Genomic DNA, 20,017 nt, shown 5'->3' on the forward strand with positions numbered 1-20,017 from the left:
AGAAGCCTTCCTCCCAGCAGGCCCTCCCCTTCGGGCCCGAGGAGCGATACACCTTGGCCCCACCATGGCCGAGACCTCTTCGCTCAACATCCCCACTGTCGACCTCGCAGACCTCGCGTCGGGAGACCCGTCCCGTGTCGAGCAGGCCGCGGCGGCGCTCCGCGAGGCGTTTGGTGTCTTCGGCCTCGTGTACCTGAAGAACCATGGCGTCGACACCCAGGCGCTCACCCGGTACTACGACGCGTTCGCCGCGTTCATCGCGCAGCCGGAAGAGACGAAGCGCCCCTACGGCCGGGCGGACATCTGGTACCAGCGGGGCTGGACGCCGCCGAACACCGAGGTCGCCGTCGCGAGCAACGGCCAGCCGGACTTCAAGGAGTGCTACTTCGTCGCGCCGTACCCGAACGACGAGCAGTCCGCCCTGGAGTTCCCGGAGCTGTACCCGGAGAACGTGTGGCCCGCGAGCGCGCCGCCGTACTTCCAGGACGGCATCATGACGCTGGGCCGCTCGCTGCACGAGGCCGGCCAGAAGCTGCTGCGGGGCGCCGCGGTGGCGCTGGGGCTGCCGGAGGCGACCTTCACGGACCTGTGCCAGCGTGCCCCCCACGTCACGCGCGCGTTGCAGTACCTGCCGCTGACGGCCTCGCAGGTGAACACGGACATCGTCTGGGGCGAGGAGCACACGGACTTCAACCTGCTCACGCTGCTGCCCGGAGGCCGCTTTCTGGATCCGGAGGGCCGTCCGGCGGCGGCACCCGACAACAAGAGCGGGCTGTACCTGCGCACGCGCGCGACGGCGGAGGACCCCAACGGGAAGCTGGTGCGGGGCACCGCGCCCGCGGGCTGCATCGTGGCGCAGGTGGGCCAGCAGCTGGAGATCCTCACGGGCGGCACGTTCCTGGCCACGCCCCACGTCATCACCGCGCCCGGGGTGCCGGGGTGGCAGCGCCAGTCCGCCGCGCACTTCATGCACGTGCACACCAGCACAGTGCTCTTCCCGCTGCCGAAGTTCCGCACGCCCGACGCAGTCCGGAACTACGCGCCGCCGGTGCTCGCGGGGACGTACGACATCAAGACGCTGGTGGACATCGGCCTGGCGCCCGCGGGCGCGCTCGACAAGCTGGGCTACCGCCACTACGACCGCCTCAACCGCCAGCGCGCGGGGGCCTGAGACGTCCGGAACCGGGGCGCGCCGCGTAGCAGGCCCGGGCCTTCAGGCTCGCGACTTCCGCGGCAGCGCCCGGGTGCCCGCCTCGCGGGCGGCATCATCCAGCACGAGTGAGGCGGGCTGTCCCAGGAACCTTCATGGCTCCGGGGGCTCGTCACCTGCTCATCCTCCGCGCTCCCATGCAGCGCCAGCACAGGCCTGACAAATCATCCCCACAAACACAAACACAAACACACATAGCCACAATGCAATTGATTGCAATCCAAACACCAATCAGCAACAACAAAGACAACCACAATTGCTTCAATTGCTTTCACAGGCATTGCAATCGAGTGCTCGCCCTGCGAATCACTGAAAACATGTACATGTAGGCACTGCCATTCAGGTGACGCCGCTGACAGCCACGGGCCATCCAAAAACACCTGACGGTTCGTTCATGTAGGCATTGCCCCTCCTGCGGCGGCTGTCCTCAGAAGCGCGGAAGCCCCGGCGTGCCCAGGAAAAACCCCTGATAATCCGTACATGTAGGCACGGCACTTCGGAAACCGCGGGCGCGAGGTGTCCCATGCCAAACCAGCAGTGCATGGGGAAGCTCTGCGTGGACTGCGTGAAGTCGCCGCATTACTGCCGGTAGCTCGCCAGTCCTACGGAGGCCGAGCGGCAGACAGGGTTGGAATCAGAAGGTCTGCCGCAGCAGGGCCTCCACCGCGGCCTTGCGGCCGGGGCTCAGGCGCAGGCGCGTGCCGTCGCGCAGCACCACCACCCAGCCCTTGTCGATGTCCGGCTCCAGCTCGCGGATGCGGTCGACATTGACCAGGATGGAGCGGTGGACCCGCACGAAGCGGCGCGGGTCCAGGAGCTGCTCCACCCGGTTCAGCGTCTCGCGGAGCATGGGGCGCTTGCCGCTCGCGTGCAGGACGACGTAGTTGCCCTCCGCCTCGCACCAGTCCAGGTCCTGCACGGGCACCAACAGCACCTTGCCGTCCGTCTTCACCGCGATGCGCTCCACGTAGCCGCCCTCGGGTGGCGCCGGCGCGGGCTCCGGGGCACGGCTCCGGCGCGAGTCGAGCAGCGCGGACAGCCGCTCCAGCATGGCCCGGTCCCTCCCCTCCTCTCGCTGCCGCCGTGCGCGCTCCAGCGACGCCATGAAGCGCGCGTCTCCGAATGGCTTGAGGAGGTAGTCGAGCGCGTTCGCCTCGAAGGCGCGCACGGCATACCGGTCGAAGGCGGTCACGAAGATGACGGGGGGCATCCGCTCCAGGCCCACCTGGCGGAGCACGTCGAAGCCGTCCAGCTCCGGCATCTGCACGTCCAGGAAGACGAGGTCCGGGCGCTCGCGGAGGATGACGTCCACGGCCGCCCGGCCGCTCTCGCACTCATGCACGGCGGTGACGTCCGGAGCGCGGGCCAGCATGTGCTTCACGTTGTCCCGCGCCAGGGGCTCGTCGTCCACGACCAGCACCCGCCAGCCTCCGCGCGTCGCGGGGTCTTCAGCCATGGCTTCGCTCCAGCTCATCGAAGGGCACCTCCACGCGCGCGAGCACGCCCCCTTCCGGAAGGTCTTACTGGGCTTCCAACCTAAGAAGTTGAGATATCATCAACGAGGCCTACCCAGCGTGCTACGCAGGGGACGCACGGTGGGCGACCGTCGGGTTCGATAGGCCGTACTTGGACTGACCATGATGATGGAGAATCTGCTCGCTGAGGTCTCACGGGTGCACTTCCCGAATGCACCCGCGACGCCGGCGCAGGTTGCGGCGTTCGAGGCACGCGTGGGCTGGCAGCTCGACCCAGATCTCCGCGCGTTCTACCTTCACTGCGATGGGGCGACGCTCTTCCGCCCGCGACCGGACGCGAACTATCGCATCCTCTCGCTTGCGGAAATCCGGCGTGCGCGTGTCGAGCTTCGTGGACAGGACGACGATTCGAAGGGCCCACCATCCTGGTACACGCTGCTCTATCTCCAGGACTCCGACTACGTGCTCGTCGACGTCGCGCAACAGCAGGACGGGCGTTACCCGCTGCTGGACGCCTACCACGAGACCTACCCGCTCGAAGTCCGGCGGATTGCGGTGTCTTTCGGCGAATTTCTGCAGCGTGCGCTTCGCAGCGGCAACGAGTTCTTTTGGTTGAACGAGTAGAGTTCCAGCGCAGTGCTGGCACCCTCCCCTTCAGCCATCAAACCGCGTCTCGGGGTTCTCAGCCATTGCTTCGCTCCAACTCGTCAAAGGGCAGCTCCACGCGGGCGAGGACGCCCCCTTCCGGAAGGTCTTCCAGCGTCAGGCCGTACTCGTTGCCATGGAGTTGGCGGATCCGGTCGCGCGTATTGGCCACACCGATGCCGGTGCCGCCCCCGCCGCCGGCTCTGAGCCCGGGCCCGTCGTCCCGGACCTCCAGCCGCAGCCTGTCACCCCGGCGCTCGGAGCGGACGTGGATATGGCCCCGGGTCGCCCGGCGCGCGGTGCCGTGCTTGATGGCGTTCTCCACCAGGGGCTGGAGGATCAGCGCGGGCACACGCGCCCTCAGCGTGTCGGGCCCTGGCTCCAGGCGAACCTCCAGCCGGTCTCCGAAGCGGAGCTGCTCGATGCCCAGGTAGCGGCGGACGAGGTCGAGCTCGTCCTCCAGGGAGACCTCGTGGTCACCCCGCCCCTCCAGGCTCGCGCGCAGCAGGTGCCCCAGTTCCACCAGGGCCTCGACGGCTTCCGGATTGCGCTGCTGGCGGATCAGCCCGGTGACGGCGTTGAGCGAGTTGAAGAGGAAGTGCGGGTCCAACTGGGCGCGCAGCGCCTGCAGGCGGGACTCCGCCAGCCGGGTCTTGAGACGGGACTCTGCCAGCTCCCGCTCGCGCAGCCTCCGGGCGGACCGGAGCGCCGTCCACGCGGCGAGGAAGAGGAGGTACTCGAAGTAGGCCACCGCGCCGCGCGCGAGGAGCAAGTCCCGCAGGCCCGCCAGGAAGGACACGCCCCGCTCGCTCCACTGGTGGAGCACGGCCATGGCGGGCGCGAGCAGCAGGACGTGGAGCCACGCGAGGCCCGCTCCGGCAACCAGAAGCACCCCCAAATGCCGCGCGAGCCGGGGGCCCTCGGGAGGAACGCGCTGGAAGACGGCGAGAATCACGGGCCCCAGCAACGCCCACGCGCTGTACGGCACCAACTCCACGGCCAGCTTGAAGAGGAAGTCGTGCGGCTCCTGGGCATACGCGCGCAGGGCATGAGGCAGCGCCCCCAGCGTTCCCGCCGCCATGCCGAGCGCCCACACCTTCAGCGTCGCCGGCTGGCGCACGGAGCGTTCCGGGGTGCCCCCTGTCTCCCCTGCGCCGCCGTTGCTCATGGCCTCCCTCGTGCCCTCGGAAACCCAGCGTAGCGGATGCTCCACCCCGAGCAGCTGGACTTCCAGCGGAGCCTCCTCTGAAAAGAGTCAGCCTCTCGTCACGAGCGAACGCCGGAGCATCGCCAGCCAGCCGCGACTCTCGGCGGTTTCTACAATCATCCGAGCGAACGACTGCTCGGACTCTGGGTCCGTCACGCCGGAGTGGAGCCGTATCAGGTGCCCCATCAGTCGGTGCAGGGCTTCATTGCAAACCCACGCGAGCTGGGGGCTCGAGCCATCATAGGACTCCCGAGCGACGATGGTGAGCTCATGGGCATACGACAAATAGGAACGGACCTTCTCGCTTGCCGGCATCTCGATGAGTACCGCTTTGAGCTCGTCAACATTCTTCATCAATCACTGCTCCTGTCTTGCTGAGTCGACGTCCCGGATGACCGCTCACGCCAGGACGGGTACCGGCGCGAACGTCACGGAGGCGAGGCGGCACGCGCCGGGCTATGATGCCCCCGCACCGTGCCCCTCCGCTCCCCGGGCTCCGAGCCCGACGACGCCCCACCCGAGCCGCCTCCGCTCTCTTCCAGGGTGCGAGGAGGTACCTTGTACGTGGAGGGGGAAGACACTCCGGAATCGCCATCAGGCTCCCGGCCGCCCCGCGCTTCCCGGCTCTCGACGGGGCTCACCGCGCTGCTGGTCGCGGCGGGCCTCGCGCTCCCCGGGGTCGGCGCCTTCCTGCTACGCCCGGAGATACCACCTCCAACGGTGCCACCACCAGACACCCGGACGAATCCCCTCGGAGTGCCGTCAGCGAGTCCCACCAGCACCTCACCGGCTCCTGGCACGCCAGAGCCACGCAACATCCCCGCACCTCCAGCCCCCACCCCGAAGCCGCCGGTTCCCAGCACGACGAAGGCATCTGCCACCTCCGAGCGTGTCGGCTCGCCCGCTACCACGGCTCGACCGGAGCTGGCCCGGCTCGACACCCGCCTCTTGGAGCACGCCAGCAAGCCACTGACTGCCCACAACTCCCGGGAAGCGGAGCTGCGCGCCCTGCTCGAAGACCCGGACAGGCCCACGGAAGAGCGCTCGGCGGCGGCGCTGGAGCTGCTCGACACCCACCTCCTGCGAGGCCGCTCGCGCTCCCTGGCCCGGGATGCGGAACGCATCTTCCAGATGGACCTCCCCCGCCACCTGGGGCGGCTCCCCACGGAGCAGGCCGGCTGGCTCCGGGTCAATGCCCTGAGCACGCTGGGCGAGAAGGCGAAGGTGCTTGAAGCAGGCGACACCTTCCTCCAGCGCTTCCCCGAGAGCCCCCTGGCTTCCGTCGTCGACACCACGATGCGGTCCACCCGGACGATGCTCGACTCCGAGCATCGCGCCCGCCGGAAGCTGGAGGACTCGCTGAGCGAGGTCGAGGAGGAGCTGGCCCGGGAGCGCGCCCGCCTCGAGAGCCGCGGTGAGCCCACCGCCCGGATAGACAGGGAGCTGGCCCGCAAGCGCTGCGCGTACCCGGCGACCGAGCGCTTCCACGAGGTCTCCGCCGTGACCTGTCGTGCCTTCATCGACACCTGGGCCCCCGGAGAAACCCCGGCGGAGCGCCTCGCGGTGCGCAACGCTCGCGAGGCGGAGATCATCGCGCTCGTCGGCCTGCGCCGGTACACCGAGGCCCGCGAGCGCCTCGCCGGGTTCCGGGCCGCCGACCCCGAGGGCGAAAAGCAGACCCTCGCCAGCTCCGTGGTCCTCGGCATCCCACCCGGCGCGGAGCCGTGACGGCATGGCGGGCCCACGACAAGGAGCCCGCCACGCCGACTCCCGCTACCTCGCCGGCAGCTTCGTCACGAAGCCATCCGGGTCACCCAGCTTCGTGTTCCCGTCGAAGTTCCCGCTCGTGTAGCCGCCCAGGAAGAAGTTCCCCGCGTCGTCCCGCCCCAGGCCATTGGAGTACACCTCCACGTACGCACCGTTGAGCCGCGCCGGGTCCTGCTGGATGACCCACTGCCGGGTCCCCGCCATGTCGAACTTCGCCACGTAGTTGTGCGCCTTCGACGCGTCCGTGCTGCTGGAGCTGCCGATGTCACCCCCGCCGCTGCCCGTCAGGTACACGCCCGTCGTGTCGATGAAGAGCCCCGTGCCCCAGACGCCCGCCGAGCCGCCCAGCTCCCGGGTCCACTGCTTGACGCCCGCCGCATCGAACTTCGTCACGAACGCATCGATGCCGCCCGTCACGTTCGGATTCCCGTCCAGGCCACCACCGCTGTAGCCCGCCAGGTAGATGTTGCCCGCCGCATCCAGCGCCGAGCCATACAGCCAGACATCCGTCCCCGGCGTCCCGAGCTGGCGCGTCCACTGCTTGTTCCCCGCGCCGTCGTACTTCACGACGAAGAAGTCCTGCGGCCCCATGCGGACGTTGCCGTCCAGCGCGCCCGTGGTCCACCCGGAGACATAGACGTTCCCCGCGTCATCGGCGGAGGCCCGCCGCCCATGCGTGCTGGCTCCCGCCGCGCCCAGCGTCCGGGTCCACAGCTTGTTGCCGGCCGCGTCGTACTTCGCCACGAAGGCGTCGAAGTTGCCGATGCGGGGGTTGCCATCCAGCGCGCCATTGACGGACCCGGCCAGGAAGGCGTTGTCCCCGGCATCCAGCCCCACCGCGTACCCCTCCACGCTGGCTCCCACCGCGCCCAACTGCCGCGTCCAGCCCCTCACACCGGTGTAGCGGTACTTCGTCAGCAGCGCCTCCCGCGAGCCCGTCTTGGGCGTGCCATCCACGGAGCCATCCGTGAAGCCGGCCACATAGATCTCCTCGAACCGCCGGTTCCGGGCGATTCCGTAGCCCAGGGTGACGCTGTCCGGCGCGCCGAGCTGCGCCGACCAGCCCGTCTTCCCATTCCAGTCCCGCATCGTGAGGAAGCCATCCATCAGCCCGACGAGCGGCTTGCCCTCCAGGCCCGCCAGCGTCATGCCCGTGACGTAGTTGCGCCCTGCCGGGTCCGTGGCGAGGTCATGCACCCGGGTGAAGCTTGCCGCCGCGCCAGAGGTCCGCGTCCAGAGCGCCTGCGTCGTCGGGTAGGACGCGGTGAGGCACTGCATCAGCTCCAGCCGGCCCAGCGACACGACGACGATGCCTGCGCGGGTGTCGTTGTCGTCCGTCACGTTCAGCCGGTAGCGGGCGTACGCGCCGGGCGAGGCCACCGTGTACTCGCGCCGCTCGTGCCCGGCCCAGTTGACCTGGTTGAAGCGGCTGTCGAGCACCACCCAGGCAGAGCCATTCCACCCCTCGAACGTCCACTGCTTGGGCGCCCGCGTGGTGATGGAGCCGTTGGCGTAGGACAGGGCATAGCGGTGGATGGTCTTCGTCCCGCTGGCCCACTGGTATCCCACCCACGCCGGCGTCTGGTTCTCCGCGGAGAGCCACAGGGAGTTGGTGCCGTCGAACGCCTGCCACGCCTCGTACGACGTGCCGAACACCCCCGACCGCGTCACGGCGCCGGAGGGCGTGTTCGGCCCCGTCATCACCGGCACCACGTTCTCACAGACGAGCCCCTGCTCCCGGGTGCCCGTCGCGTCGCCCGCCTCGGGGACGGGCGCCGGCTCGCCGCCGCAGCCCGGCACGGACGCCAGGACCAGGGCACTGGTCAGGAAGATGCTTCGAATGGGCTTCAGGACTCTCACGATGCCTCCTTGGAGCCGTGCGGAACCGCACGGGCTGGCATCGTTGATACCGGCGCCTGCCCGCACTCCCGGTATCGATGTGACGAAACCGCCGGAGCCGGGGACGAGCCTTCCTCCAGAGGGGACGAAGCCCGGACGACGCGGCGCGGCTTGACCTCCAGGGCGTCTCGGACGGATAGCCTGCCTGCCCGGTTCCGTACCTGAATGGTGATTCATATCTCACGCGCCTGGGCAAGAGGCGGCACCCTACCCGGCACGGTGCATGCCCCTTGCCCCACGACCCGCAAGGCCCCTTAATCCCACCATGAAATTCCTGCGAGAGCTCCGCTCGGTCCTGAACCTCACGGTCCTGGTCGCCGGGCTCGGATACTTCGTCGACCTCTTCGACATCACGCTCTTCGGCGTGGTGCGCGTGGCCTCGCTGAAGGACATCGGCATCACCGACCCGGGGGAGATCCTCCAGAAGGGCCTGGTCATCTACAACGCCCAGATGATCGGGATGATGGTGGGCGGCCTGCTGTGGGGCGTCCTCGCGGACAAGCGCGGGCGCCTGTCGGTGATGTTCGGCTCCATCCTCCTGTACTCGTTCGCCAACCTGGCCAACGCCTTCGCCTGGGACGTGACGAGCTACGCGGTCTGCCGCTTCCTGGGCGGCGTGGGCCTGGCGGGCGAGCTGGGCGCGGCGATTACGCTGGTCGCCGAGTCCCTGCCCAAGGAGAAGCGCGGCCTGGGCACCACCATCGTCGCCACGCTCGGCATGCTGGGCATCGTCGCGGCGGCCTTCGTCGGCCAGCACCTGACGTGGAAGACGGCCTACATCACCGGCGGCGTCATGGGCATCGCCCTGCTCTTCGCGCGCTTCAAGGTGTCCGAGTCGGAGCTGTTCTCCAAGAAGACGGACCCGTCCCGCGCCAACCCCTTCCTCGTGCTGCAGGGCGGCCGCTTCCTCAAGTACCTCTGCTGCATCGCCATCGGCGTGCCCATCTACTTCACCACCGGCATCCTCTTCACCTTCGCCCCCGAGCTGGCGACGGGCCTGGGCGTCAAGGGCACGGTGACGGCCGGCAACGCCATCCTCTACGGCTCCATCGGCCTGACGCTGGGGGACCTGCTGGCGGGCCTGTTCAGCCAGTGGCTCAAGAGCCGCAAGCGCGCGGTGGGCCTGAACATCACCGCGGCTTTCGGGCTGATGCTCTTCTACACGCTCGTCCCCGGCCTCACGAGCACGGCCGTCTACGTCCTCAGCTTCTTCATGGGCATCACCGTGGGCTACTGGGCCGTGCTGGTGACGATGGCCGCCGAGCAGTTCGGCACCAACATCCGCGGCACCGTGGCGACGACGGTGCCCAACTTCGTGCGCGGCTCGGCCGCCATCGCCGCCAGCGGCGTGGCGTGGCTCAAGGGCTCGCAGGGCATGAGCATGGGCAACGCGGCGCTCCTCGTGGGCTGCCTCTGCTTCGGCCTGGCCCTGCTCGCGCTGCTGCGCCTGGAGGAGACCTTCCACCGGGACCTGGACTACGAGGAGACCGCCGACGGCAGCCGCACGGTGCCGGCCTCCTCCCAGTCCCACGGCTGAGGCCTGTCCGTCAGGCCCGCGGCTTCACCCGCACCGGCAGGCCGCCCTTGGGGATGAAGGTCAGCTTCGTCATCCACTTCACCGGCCCCCGGCCCGCGTACTCCACGTCCAGCTCGCGCAGCAGCATCGTCAGCGCGAGCACCGTGTCCACCATGGACATGTGCTGGCCCACGCAGATGCGCTGCCCCGCGCCGAACGGCACGTAGGCGCACTTGTGCATGCCGGACAGCCGCTCCGGCAGGAAGCGGTCCGGGTCGAACTGCTCCGCCGACGTCCAGTAGTCCGGGTGCCGGTGGATGGCGTACGGGAACATCAGGATGTGGGACTTCTTGGGGACCATGATGTCCCCCACCTGGATGGCCTCCTTCGCCTCGCGCAAGATGGCGAAGGCGGGCGGGCACAGCCGGTTGACCTCCTGCACCACCCGGGCCGTGTAGGGCAGCTTCGGCACGTCCTCCAGCGTCGGCTCCGCGTTGCCCACCGCCCCGCGCAGCTCGTCTCGGATGTTGCGCACCACGTCCGGGTACTGGGTGCAGGCGTGGACGGCCCACGTCACGGACGTGGCAATCATCTCGAAGCTGGCGCCGAACAGGTTGACGATTTCATCCCGCACCTGCACGTCGTCCATGTTCTCCCCGGACTCGCGCGCCCGCGCCTCCACCAGCATGGACAGCAGGGTGATGTCCCCCTCCTGCGTCCCCCGCATGCGCCGGTTCGCCAGCCGCCCGTAGATCCACTCGTTGACCTGCGCCACGGAGGCATCCACGCGCCGGCCCAGGGGGTTGAGCCGGGGGACCAGGGCATACACCAGCTGGTGCCACGGCGAGGGCCGCTTCCCGAAGACCTCGATGGCCCGCATGATGCCCAGGAACTGCTCCTCGGACGGCTGCTCGTCGAAGCAGGTGCGCCACATCACCCCGAACATCATCCGCGCGGCCTCGTGATACATGTCGAACGTCTCACCCCGCGCGCCCATCCCCCTCCAGCGCTCCACGGCCTTGCGCATCTCGTCGGTGAAGATGCCCGCCCACAGCTTCACCTTCTCCTTGTGGAAGAGCGGCTGCACCATGTGCCGCTGGCGCTTCCAGAAGTCGCCCCGGCTCACCGTCAGCCCGTTGCCGTTGAAGGGGTTGACGATGCGCGGCTTGGGGAAGGCCGCCGGCTCGTCGATGAGCACCCGCTTCACGTCCACGGGGTTGCGCAGGAAGGTGAGCGGCGAGCCATAGACGGGGAACACCACCGAGTCGCCGTACTCCGCATGGAGGCGGTTGGCGAGGGCCAGCGGCTCTTCAATCATCGGGAAGAAGAGGCCGAGCTTGGGCAGTCCCCGAGGCCCCGCAACCGGGCGCAGGGGGGGAGTCGTCACTGGGGTGTCCATTCGCGGATTTCCTCCCGCGGCGCCTCGCAGGTCAAGGACGCAGGGGCGGTATCAACGCGGTATAGGAGACGTTCGGCCCGGGAACGGTTGCGGCGGGGGCGTGGGGATGACTACAGCGGGTGCCACCATGGCTCTGCCTCCCCTGCGTCCCATCCAGAAGGTGTTGTGCGCCAACCGCGGTGAGATCGCCATCCGCGTCTTCCGTGCCTGCAACGAGCTGGGCATCCGCACCGTCGCCATCTACAGCGACGAGGACCGCACCCACGAGCACCGGCACAAGGCGGACGAGGCGTACCTCGTGGGACGCGGCAAGCGCCCGGTGGAGGCCTACCTGGGCATCGACGAAATCCTCGACGTGGCCGAGCGGGCCGGGGTGGACGCCATCCACCCCGGGTATGGCTTCCTGTCGGAGAACGCCGACTTCGCCGAGGCGTGCGAGCGCCGGGGCATCCGCTTCATCGGCCCGCGCTCCGCGGTGGTGCGGACCATGGGGGACAAGGTGGCGGCCAAGCACCTGGCCCAGGAGGTGGGCGTGCCGGTGGTGCCCGGCATCACCCTGGAGGGCGACGACGCCCGGGTGGTGGAGCAGGCGCGGGCCTTCTTCGTCCAGCACGGCGGCCCCATCCTGGTGAAGGCGGCGCACGGCGGCGGCGGCCGGGGCATGCGCGTGGTGCGCGAGGAGAAGGACCTGGAGTCCGCGCTGGCCTCCGCGCGCTCGGAGGCGAAGAGCGCCTTCGGCTCGGCGGCGGTGTTCCTGGAGCGCTTCCTGGAGAAGGTGCGCCACATCGAGGTGCAGCTCCTGGGCGACCTGCACGGCAACCTGGTGCACCTGCACGAGCGGGACTGCTCGGTGCAGCGCCGCCACCAGAAGGTCATCGAGATTGCCCCTGCCCCCAACCTGGCCCAGCCGCTGCGGGCCGCCATCTGCGACGCGGCGGTGCGGCTGGCACGCGCGGCGGGCTACTCCAGCGCGGGCACGGCGGAGTTCCTCGTCACCGGCGATACGTTCTACTTCATCGAGTGCAACGCGCGGCTCCAGGTGGAGCACACCGTCACCGAGCAGGTGACAGGCGTGGACCTGGTGCAGAGCCAGATTCGCATCGCGGAGGGGCACCGGCTGGACTCGCCCGCGGTGGGCATCCCCTCGCAGGAGGCCATCGTCCCCCGTGGCTACGCGGTGCAGCTGCGCGTCACCACCGAGGACCCGGCCAACAACTTCATGCCGGACGCGGGCGTCATCACCGCCTGGCGCGCGGCCCACGGCTTTGGCATCCGGCTGGACGGCTCGAACGGCTACAGCCAGGCGCACATCTCGCCGTACTACGACTCCATGCTGGTGAAGGTCATCGCGTACGCGCCCACGTTCGAGGGCGCGGTGATGAAGGGCCAGCGCGCGCTGCGCGAGTTCCGCATCCGCGGCGTGAAGACCAACCTGCCCTTCCTGGAGAACGTGCTGAACCACCCGGCCTTCCAGCAGGGCCAGACGTACACGCGCTTCATCGACGAGACGCCGGAGCTGTTCCAGTTCGAGCCCCGCCGGGATCGCGCCAGCAAGCTGATGAACTACCTGGGCGACGTCATCGTCAACGGGCACCCCACCATCAAGAAGCCCCAGCGGCTCAAGCCCACCCAGTTCATGGAGCCCCGCCTGCCGGTGACGCCGCCCGGCCCGGCGCCGCGCGGCACCGCGCAGATCCTCGCGGAGAAGGGGCCCAGGGGCCTGGCGGAGTGGGTGCTGGCACAGAAGCGCGTGCTGCTCACCGACACCACGATGCGGGACGCGCACCAGTCGCTGCTGGCCACGCGCATGCGCACGCGGGACGTGCTGCGCGTGGCGCCGGCCACCGCGCGCCTGGCGTCGGACCTGTTCAGCCTCGAGTGCTGGGGCGGCGCGACGTTCGACACCGCGTACCGCTTCCTCAACGAGGACCCGTGGGCGCGCCTGCGCTCGCTGAAGGCCGCCGCGCCGAACCTCCTGCTGCAGATGCTGCTGCGCGGCGCCAACGCGGTGGGCTACACCAGCTATCCGAACAACGTGGTGGAGGCCTTCATCGACGAGGCGGCCGAGGCGGGCGTGGACGTCTTCCGCATCTTCGACAGCCTCAACGACCTGGGCAGCATGGAGGTGTCCATCCAGCGCGTGCTCAAGACGGGCAAGGTGGCGGAGGTGGCCATCTGCTACACGGGCGACGTCGCCAACCCCAAGCGCAAGAAGTACACGCTGGACTACTACGCGGACCTGGCGCGGCGGATCGAAGACTCTGGCGCGCACTTCCTGTGCATCAAGGACATGGCGGGCCTGCTGCGCCCGCGCGCCGCGGCCATGCTGATGGAGCGGCTGCGCGAGGTGACGCGCCTGCCCATCCACCTGCACATGCACGACACGGCGGGCAACGGCATCGCCAGCTACCTGGAGGCCATCGAGCACGGGGTGCACATCGTCGACGTGGCGCTGGGCAGCATGGCCGGCCTCACCAGCCAGCCCAGCCTCAACGCCCTGGTGAGCGCCCTGCGCGGCCACCCGCGCGAGACGGGCCTGGCGAACGCACGGCTGCAGCCCCTGGCGAACTACTGGGAGGACGTGCGCGAGTACTACGCCCCCTTCGAGAGCGGCCTCAAGAGCACGACGAGCGAGGTGTACTACCACGAGATTCCGGGCGGTCAGTACTCCAACCTCCGGCCCCAGGTAGCGGAGATGGGGCTGCTGGGCCGGTGGAACGACGTGAAGGACGCCTTCGCGCTGGTGAATGTGCTGGTGGGCGACATCCCGAAGGTGACGCCCTCGTCGAAGATGGTGGGTGACTTCGCCATCTTCCTGCTCAAGAACGACCTGACGGTGCGGGCGAGCACGCTGGCGGAGGCGGCGGAGCTGACGCGGGCGAAGCTGATTGAAGAGGCGCCCCGGCTGGACTTCCCCTCCAGCGTGGTGGGCTACTTCCGGGGTGAGCTGGGTCAGCCGCCCAACGGCTTCCCGGAGGACCTGCGGGCCGCGGTGCTCAAGGGCCTGCCGCGCGTGGAGGGGCGGCCCTCGGCGAGCATGCCGCCGCTGGACCTGGACGGGCTGCAGCGCGACCTGTCCCAGAAGGCGGGCCACCCGCTCACGCGCGTGGACGCCATCTCCGCCGCGCTCTACCCGCGCGTCATGGCGGGCTACCTGGATGACCAGGCGCGCTACGAGGACGTGTCCATCCTCGACACGCCCAACTACTTCTACGGCATGGAGGTGGGCCAGGAGATCTGGGTCGACCTGGAGCCGGGCAAGACGCTGGTCATCAGCCTGTCGGCGGTGGGCGAGCCCGACGAGGACGGCTGCCGCACGGTGTACTTCGCGCTGAACGGCCACAACCGCACGGTGCTGGTGAGGGACCGCAGCCTCGCGGCGAAGGTAGAGGCGCGCCGGCAGGCGGACCGCGGCAACCCGAACCACGTGGCGGCGAGCATGCCGGGCACCGTCATCGCGCTGCACGTCAAGGCAGGGGCGCGCGTGGAGGCCGGGGCGCCGCTCGTCACGCTGGAGGCGATGAAGATGGAGACGGTGGTGCGCGCGCCGCGCGCGGGCACCGTGGCGGAGGTCGTCCCCCTGCTCAAGGGGGCCGTGCAGGGCGGAGACCTGCTGGCGGTGCTCCAGTAGCCGCCGGCCCGGGCGGGCCCTGCTTGCGCGTGCAGGGCCCTCGTCTGACGCCCGGCTGGCATCGGCTGCTGGGGGCGGGACGCTCCCGCGGCGCGGCCCGGCGGCCTCACACGGCGCCGTCGTCAGTAGAAGATGAGCTCGGGCTGCGCGGTGACGGTGGTGGAGAAGTCGCCCGTGTTGCCCGGCTCGGCGGCGCCGCCGGCGACCGTGGACTTCGTGCCATCCCCCCCATCGCCGCCCGAGGCGCCGCCTCCACCGCCCACCGCCACGAGGGTCGTCGGCGAGCCCGAGACGCCGGCGTTCCCCGCGGTGCCGCCGGTGACGACGATGTTGCTGGCATTGGCGATGGAGGGGGCACTGGCCGTGAGGAACTGGACGATGCCTCCGCCGCCCCCGCCACCTCCGCCATAGATCTGCCCCGCTGCCCCCGCGATGCCGTTGGCCCCATTGCCTCCGTTGGCGCGGATGAAGCCGTTGGCGCCCAGGGTGATGGTGCCTCGGGAGACGAGGGTGACGACGCCGCCGCCTCCACCTCCGCCTCCGGCCAGGGGCTGCCCGCCCGTGAGCTGCGCGTTGCGGCCCATGGTTTCGATGGTGCCATTGATGATGATGTTGCCCCGGGCCGCCAGGATGAGCCGGCCTCCGGCCTCCCCCCCGGTGGCCGCGGTGGTATTGCCGTGCTTCGGGCGGAAGCCACCGCCGGCGCCGCGCAGGTCGAAGCGGGTGAGCAGCGCGGAGCGCCCCAGGTCCAGGCCCCGGCCGCCCTGGTAATCCTCCGCGGCGGAGGTGGCGATGCCCCGGTCCGGCGAGTTGACGGACTGGACCTGCGGCTCCGGGTTGACGGCGATGACGCCCGTCGGCCCGACGATGATGTCGCCGGTGGCGCGAATCGTGGTGCCGCTCGCCAGGATGAGGGTGCCGTCGATGCGCACGTTGCGGAACATCAGGTTGGCGCCATTCGCCAGGCTGCCGTAGCCGATGGCGAGGTTGCGCAGGGGCGAGGTGCTGAAGTGGGTGAAGTCCCCCGCGGAGCCGTCCCCGTACAGCGCGAGCGCTCCGGGCTCCCCCTGTGGACCGGTGTCACCCGCGGGGCCCTGCGAGCCCTGAGCTCCGGGAGCCCCAGGCGCCCCGGGAGCCCCAGGCGCCCCGGGAGCCCCAGGCGCCCCGTTCGCGCCATTGCACAGGTACCGCGTGGACGCCGCATCCGCCTCCCCTTCGTCCACCGCCCCGTTGGCGTTGCGGTCGACCGCGGCCTGGAGCAGCAGTCCTCCGTGCGGACAGTTCGTGCCCGGGGGCTCGGCCACGGTGAGCATCAGCGCGCCGGGCCCCTGCGGCCCCGCTGCGCCCATCTCTCCCGGAGGGCCCCGGGGCCCCGTCTCTCCGGCGGGCCCCTGAAGCCCCTGTGGCCCTTGAGGACCTTCGGGCCCCTCGGAGCCCCCCGCCGAGCCCTTGCAGGCAGCCAATCCCAGGAGCCCCGCGGTGAGCGACGCTCGCAGCATGCGGGTTCCGGAAACACTTGACGGTGGGTGGACGCGCATCTCGACTCCCAAGGGAAGCAGCGCGGCCGGAAGCATCCCGAGCCTGTGAAAGCCGCACGGGGTGCGAGGCCACGCACGTGGACGAAGACGACAGCGGCGCATTGTGGCCCGGTTCACTGGCGGTGTGCCAGCCGGAGCAGCTCAAAGCGCGACGTGAAGCGCGGCGCGAAGCTGGACGGAGGGCTGGAGCTCGGCCTTCCCGTCGTAGCGTGGCGCGTGTGTGACGCCCGCGGCGCCCTCCACTCCGAGCTGGAGTCTCTCAGCCAGCGGGTAGGTCGCCGCGACGAAAGGGCCCAGGCCTGGGATGATGCCCCAGCGCCCCGCCTCTCCGACACCGAAGATTCGGCCCGCCTGCTCCTCGTCCACGCGGCGCAGGGACTGCCACACCCACGTCGCCCGCGCCTCGGCGCCCACGGTCAGCTCCACCGGCCCCGCGGGGAGCAGCAGCCCTCCACCGAGCGCGACCTGCAGCTCCGTCTGGGACAGGGTGAAGGACTCGCGCTCCATGCCGGCGCGCGTCAGCCCCAGCCGGGCGCGCGCCACGCTCCGAGACCACCGGTGCCGCAGGCCCACCTCACCGAAGTGCGCTGCGCCCAGGCCCTGCAGCGAGCCGGAGGACACGGCGTAACCCACACTCGCCTCCCACGGACGCAGCGCGAGCGGTGTGCCGCCCCTCCACCGGGCGCGCTGGAGGGGCACGCGCAGGAAGTCGGAGCGCGTCAGCACCCGCTCCGCCCGCCAGCCGAGCTGCACGTCCACCGCTTCCGCGAACGTGCCCTCCGGGCGAACCACCCGGTAGCGGCCGGGTCGCACCGCCAGCCGGGTGGAGCTGCCCCGGGCCTTGTGAAGCTCCGCCACCAGTTCCTGCTGGTGGTCCGCCACCCAGAGGTGCCCCTCCACGTCCTCTCCGAGTACGAGGCTTGCGCCCATTCCCGCCGGCCGTGCCAGCACCCACTCGCCCCAGCCGCTCAGGCGGATGTCGAAGCTCGGGTGTTGCGCTCCGGCGCCCGACAGCGCGGAGCTGGCGAGCGTGTGCCGCCAGGCATGTGTGTACAGCTCCGCGAGGGTGACGGCGCCGTCGTCGTCAGCGTCCGCGAGCCCGCGCAGGCCCGCCAGCACATGGTGGGTGAAGAGCGCGCCGCGCAGGGAGGCCCACTCCTGGGCGGGCTCCCCTTCCGACGAGGCCATCAGCCACACCGTGCCCTCCACCTCGGACGGAGCCTCCAGCCGGACGGGCACCTCGGCGGTGCTCGGCGTGCCGCCCTTCGCCCGGGCGACGGCGGGCGTCCGGCACGCGTCGACGAGGGCGAGCCTCAGGGTGGCCGGCATGTCCGCGAGCAGTCGCCTCAGCTCGGCCAGGGGCAGCCGCGTCCCCGCCAGGTGGAGCGACTCCGCGTCCGCGTGGGCGGAGACATAGAACACCAGTGCCCCTGGCCCCTGGCGCCGGGCCCGGGCCAGCAGCTCGCGCGCACGGGCCAGCGCGAGCCGGACGCCGTCCGCGCCGCCCTCCGTCACCAGGAAGGCATGCTCGGGGGCCACGCTCCCCGCGTGCAGGAGCAGCTGGTGGAAGCGTCTCGCGTCCGCCTCCGCGTAGTCCAGCGGGGCCTCGCCGCGCAGCCCGTCGTCGCTGCCCACCACGACTGCCACCCGCAGCTCCTCCGGCGCGGCGTTCGCGGCCGACGCGCCGAAGCACAGCCACACGCCCAGCAGTGCGCCCCACCTCACCGCGCGGCCTTCCGGTGCACGTGTGATGCGGACTGCCCCGGCAGCTCGGGAGGCTCGAAGCCCAGCCCCCCTGCCTGCTCGAAAGCACGCCGCAGTGCCAGCTCGACCTCGCGCGCCTCCAGCGGCTCCCGGCTGAAGAACAGGGTGATGCGCTCCTCGCCCGTCCAGTCATCCAGCGTGACGCTTCCCGGAAGCACCTGCGCTCCCGCGTGCACGGACACGCTGCGCCCACCGCTCGCGGGGAAGTACGTCGAGATCAGCCCTGCTTCGTCGATGTTGGCGATGAAGACATGGCCCGCCTCGGGCGCGAACACGCGGAAGCGCAGCACATCCCCGGGCCGGAGCACCTCGCCAGGACTGAAGGGCGCGGCGGGCTGCCCCTCCCGGCTGACGAGCACCTCCAGCCGCACCGGAGTCCCACCCTTGAAGGTGACATCGGGCCTGCCCCCGCGCTCCGACCTGAGTCCCGGAGTCAGCAGCACCAGCGCCACCGCCGCGGCCACCGCCACGGGGAGCGCGCCGAACAGCCAGAGCCGATACCGCTCCCACACCGAAGGACGCCGCGCCGACTCCAGCACCCGCGCCGAGAATGCCCGCGCCGGCCGCGCCTGGAGGAACCGGGCCCGCTCCTCGCGCAGCGTCGCCACCCGCGCCTGGCAGGCCTCGCAGCCGCGCACGTGGGCGTCCACGTCCGGCGCGCTCGAGCTCCCGTCAGCCGGAGCGAAGGCCAGCAGCTCCAGCGCCTGGGACGCGGGGTGCCCCGCCTCTCGCGAGGCGCGCAGGGACTCGAAGTCGTTCATCCCGTGCCTCGCTTTCTCCGGCCACCCGTCAGCAGCTGGAGCCCCACGGCCTTGAACCGGGCCAGCCGCTCCTTCACCGTCTTGCGTGAGCAGCCGAGGCTCTCCGCCACCTCGTCCTGCGTCAGCTCATCCAGATAGTAGAGCACCGCCGCGTCCCGCACGGGGTCCTTGCACGCGGCCAGCACCTGCCCGAACAGGTGCAGCTGTTCGGAGGAGCCGGGCGCCACGGGTTCCTCGAGGACCGGCGCACGGGCCTCGTCGGTGGAGACCTGGCGCGCGCGCCGGCGCAGCAGGTCCACGCAGTGCCGGTCCGCGATGCGGCACAGCCACGGCAGCGGCTCCTCGCCCTGGAGTGTGTGGGCGTAGCGCCAGGCACGCAGGAAGACCTCGTGCAGCGCATCGTCCGCCTCGGCCTCGGACTGGAGGAGGCGGACGCAGCGGCGGTGCACGGCGTAGCCGTACAGCGCGTACCACTGCTCCAGCGTCGCCGCTTCCATTCACCTGCTCACGGGCACACGTGCCGCGAAGCCTCCAGCGACAGCGAGGTGGTCTCCGCCGGCAGCACGGTGAGCACGCGAGCCCCACCCGCCGCCGGGCGCGTGCCCAGGAAGCTGAACCCCTGGGGCAGCTCGCGCGGCCACGCGCTCCACGTCCCGCTGCCCTCGCGAGGCGGAGCGCCATCCACGAACAGCACCGCCAGCCCCGAGTCGAGCGACGTGGCCAGCACGCGCTCCGTGCCTGCATCCAGCACGCCGTTCCGGTTGCGGTCCACGAACGACACGACGTGGCCCAGCGCGACGCGGCCCTGGCCCCCCAGCGGCGCGAGCGCGTGCTGGACGGCCGGAGCCGGCGTGGTGTCCAGCGGCAGCACGAAGCTGGACGGGAAGTGCGGCTGGAAGGACAGCGGCTCCAGGACGGCCCCCTGCTCCGCTCCACACGCGGAGCCCGCCTCCCGCAGCAGCGAGGCGAGCCGCTCGGTGGCGGCGAGGTCCGGCGCCCACGCCAGGGCCATCGCCGTGGGGCCCAGGGCACTGCCAATCTCCGCCCTCAGCTCGCCCTCCAGGATGGCCACGGGCTCGACGGGGTACGTCTCATCCGCGAGCCCGTACTCGCCGGAGCACCCTGCCAGCGCCCCGCCGACGAGGGACAGGCCGGCGGCGAGCAGCGAGACCGGGGTGTGGGGCTGGCGCATGAGACGTCCTCCG

The 20,017-nt window shown here is 70.6% G+C and carries 15 protein-coding genes; 5 read left to right on the forward strand and 10 right to left on the reverse strand.

What is annotated here, in order from left to right; all coding sequences use genetic code 11:
* Positions 1–64: 64 nt before the first annotated feature.
* A complete protein-coding gene (locus tag LXT23_RS34260; protein ID WP_253984601.1) occupies positions 65–1,171 on the forward strand; it encodes an isopenicillin N synthase family dioxygenase in 1,107 nt (368 codons plus the stop codon).
* A gap of 673 nt (positions 1,172–1,844) precedes the next feature.
* On the opposite strand, the gene LXT23_RS34265 is transcribed toward LXT23_RS34260, so the two are convergent.
* Positions 1,845–2,666: a LytR/AlgR family response regulator transcription factor gene (locus LXT23_RS34265; RefSeq protein WP_253984602.1), complete on the reverse strand. Its 822-nt coding sequence runs from the start codon at positions 2,664–2,666 to the stop codon at positions 1,845–1,847.
* Positions 2,667–2,847: 181 nt separating this feature from the next.
* Here LXT23_RS34265 and LXT23_RS34270 point away from each other — a divergent pair, with 181 nt between their 5' ends.
* A complete protein-coding gene (locus tag LXT23_RS34270) occupies positions 2,848–3,309 on the forward strand; it encodes an SMI1/KNR4 family protein (RefSeq protein WP_253984603.1) in 462 nt (153 codons plus the stop codon).
* Between the two features lie 58 nt (positions 3,310–3,367).
* On the opposite strand, the gene LXT23_RS34275 is transcribed toward LXT23_RS34270, so the two are convergent.
* The gene (locus LXT23_RS34275; RefSeq protein WP_253984604.1) at positions 3,368–4,498 is read right to left on the reverse strand and encodes a sensor histidine kinase; all 1,131 of its coding nucleotides are present in this window, start codon (positions 4,496–4,498) and stop codon (positions 3,368–3,370) included.
* A gap of 87 nt (positions 4,499–4,585) precedes the next feature.
* Positions 4,586–4,891 carry a hypothetical protein gene (locus tag LXT23_RS34280; protein ID WP_253984605.1) on the reverse strand — a complete coding sequence of 102 codons (306 nt, stop codon included), beginning with the start codon at positions 4,889–4,891 and terminating at the stop codon, positions 4,586–4,588.
* Between the two features lie 594 nt (positions 4,892–5,485).
* Between LXT23_RS34280 and LXT23_RS34285 the strand changes: the two genes are divergently transcribed.
* On the forward strand, positions 5,486–6,265 hold the full coding sequence (locus LXT23_RS34285) for a hypothetical protein (protein WP_253984606.1): 780 nt from the start codon (positions 5,486–5,488) through the stop codon (positions 6,263–6,265).
* Positions 6,266–6,310: 45 nt separating this feature from the next.
* On the opposite strand, the gene LXT23_RS34290 is transcribed toward LXT23_RS34285, so the two are convergent.
* Entirely contained in the window at positions 6,311–8,164 is a 1,854-nt protein-coding gene (locus tag LXT23_RS34290) for an SBBP repeat-containing protein (protein ID WP_253984607.1), read from the reverse strand.
* Positions 8,165–8,468: 304 nt separating this feature from the next.
* On the opposite strand from LXT23_RS34290, the gene LXT23_RS34295 reads away from it, so the two are divergent.
* Complete coding sequence (locus tag LXT23_RS34295) at positions 8,469–9,740, forward strand: MFS transporter (RefSeq protein WP_253984608.1); 1,272 nt, start codon at positions 8,469–8,471, stop codon at positions 9,738–9,740.
* Between the two features lie 10 nt (positions 9,741–9,750).
* Here the strand turns inward: LXT23_RS34295 and LXT23_RS34300 are convergent, their stop codons facing one another.
* Entirely contained in the window at positions 9,751–11,118 is a 1,368-nt protein-coding gene (locus tag LXT23_RS34300) for a cytochrome P450 (RefSeq protein WP_253984609.1), read from the reverse strand.
* A 127-nt stretch (positions 11,119–11,245) separates the two neighbouring features.
* On the opposite strand from LXT23_RS34300, the gene LXT23_RS34305 reads away from it, so the two are divergent.
* A complete protein-coding gene (locus tag LXT23_RS34305) occupies positions 11,246–14,749 on the forward strand; it encodes a pyruvate carboxylase (protein ID WP_253984610.1) in 3,504 nt (1,167 codons plus the stop codon).
* Positions 14,750–14,871: 122 nt separating this feature from the next.
* On the opposite strand, the gene LXT23_RS34310 is transcribed toward LXT23_RS34305, so the two are convergent.
* From LXT23_RS34310 to LXT23_RS34330, 5 genes are all read right to left on the reverse strand, one after another.
* Positions 14,872–16,248 carry a collagen-like protein gene (locus tag LXT23_RS34310; protein ID WP_253984611.1) on the reverse strand — a complete coding sequence of 459 codons (1,377 nt, stop codon included), beginning with the start codon at positions 16,246–16,248 and terminating at the stop codon, positions 14,872–14,874.
* Positions 16,249–16,428: 180 nt separating this feature from the next.
* Positions 16,429–18,012 (reverse strand): caspase family protein, encoded by a 1,584-nt coding sequence (locus LXT23_RS34315; protein WP_253984612.1) that lies wholly within the window; start codon positions 18,010–18,012, stop codon positions 16,429–16,431.
* A complete protein-coding gene (locus LXT23_RS34320; RefSeq protein WP_253984613.1) occupies positions 18,009–18,812 on the reverse strand; it encodes a DUF4384 domain-containing protein in 804 nt (267 codons plus the stop codon). The genes LXT23_RS34315 and LXT23_RS34320 overlap by 4 nt, the downstream gene beginning before the upstream one ends.
* The gene (locus LXT23_RS34325) at positions 18,809–19,309 is read right to left on the reverse strand and encodes an RNA polymerase sigma factor (protein WP_253984614.1); all 501 of its coding nucleotides are present in this window, start codon (positions 19,307–19,309) and stop codon (positions 18,809–18,811) included. Before LXT23_RS34325 ends, LXT23_RS34320 begins: the two co-directional genes overlap by 4 nt.
* 8 nt (positions 19,310–19,317) lie before the next feature.
* Positions 19,318–20,004: a hypothetical protein gene (locus LXT23_RS34330; RefSeq protein ID WP_253984615.1), complete on the reverse strand. Its 687-nt coding sequence runs from the start codon at positions 20,002–20,004 to the stop codon at positions 19,318–19,320.
* Positions 20,005–20,017 lie beyond the last annotated feature (13 nt).

It is taken from the genome of Pyxidicoccus xibeiensis, from assembly GCF_024198175.1.
GTDB lineage: Bacteria > Myxococcota > Myxococcia > Myxococcales > Myxococcaceae > Myxococcus > Myxococcus xibeiensis.

Coding starts and splice junctions, on each gene's coding strand:
- LXT23_RS34260 (WP_253984601.1), top strand. CDS start 65: ATGGCCGAGACCTCTTCGCTCAACATCCCCACTGTCGACCTCGCAGAC.
- LXT23_RS34265 (WP_253984602.1), bottom strand. CDS start 2,666: ATGGCTGAAGACCCCGCGACGCGCGGAGGCTGGCGGGTGCTGGTCGTG.
- LXT23_RS34270 (WP_253984603.1), top strand. CDS start 2,848: ATGATGATGGAGAATCTGCTCGCTGAGGTCTCACGGGTGCACTTCCCG.
- LXT23_RS34275 (WP_253984604.1), bottom strand. CDS start 4,498: ATGAGCAACGGCGGCGCAGGGGAGACAGGGGGCACCCCGGAACGCTCC.
- LXT23_RS34280 (WP_253984605.1), bottom strand. CDS start 4,891: ATGAAGAATGTTGACGAGCTCAAAGCGGTACTCATCGAGATGCCGGCA.
- LXT23_RS34295 (WP_253984608.1), top strand. CDS start 8,469: ATGAAATTCCTGCGAGAGCTCCGCTCGGTCCTGAACCTCACGGTCCTG.
- LXT23_RS34300 (WP_253984609.1), bottom strand. CDS start 11,118: ATGGACACCCCAGTGACGACTCCCCCCCTGCGCCCGGTTGCGGGGCCT.
- LXT23_RS34305 (WP_253984610.1), top strand. CDS start 11,246: ATGGCTCTGCCTCCCCTGCGTCCCATCCAGAAGGTGTTGTGCGCCAAC.
- LXT23_RS34310 (WP_253984611.1), bottom strand. CDS start 16,248: ATGCTGCGAGCGTCGCTCACCGCGGGGCTCCTGGGATTGGCTGCCTGC.
- LXT23_RS34320 (WP_253984613.1), bottom strand. CDS start 18,812: ATGAACGACTTCGAGTCCCTGCGCGCCTCGCGAGAGGCGGGGCACCCC.
- LXT23_RS34325 (WP_253984614.1), bottom strand. CDS start 19,309: ATGGAAGCGGCGACGCTGGAGCAGTGGTACGCGCTGTACGGCTACGCC.
- LXT23_RS34330 (WP_253984615.1), bottom strand. CDS start 20,004: ATGCGCCAGCCCCACACCCCGGTCTCGCTGCTCGCCGCCGGCCTGTCC.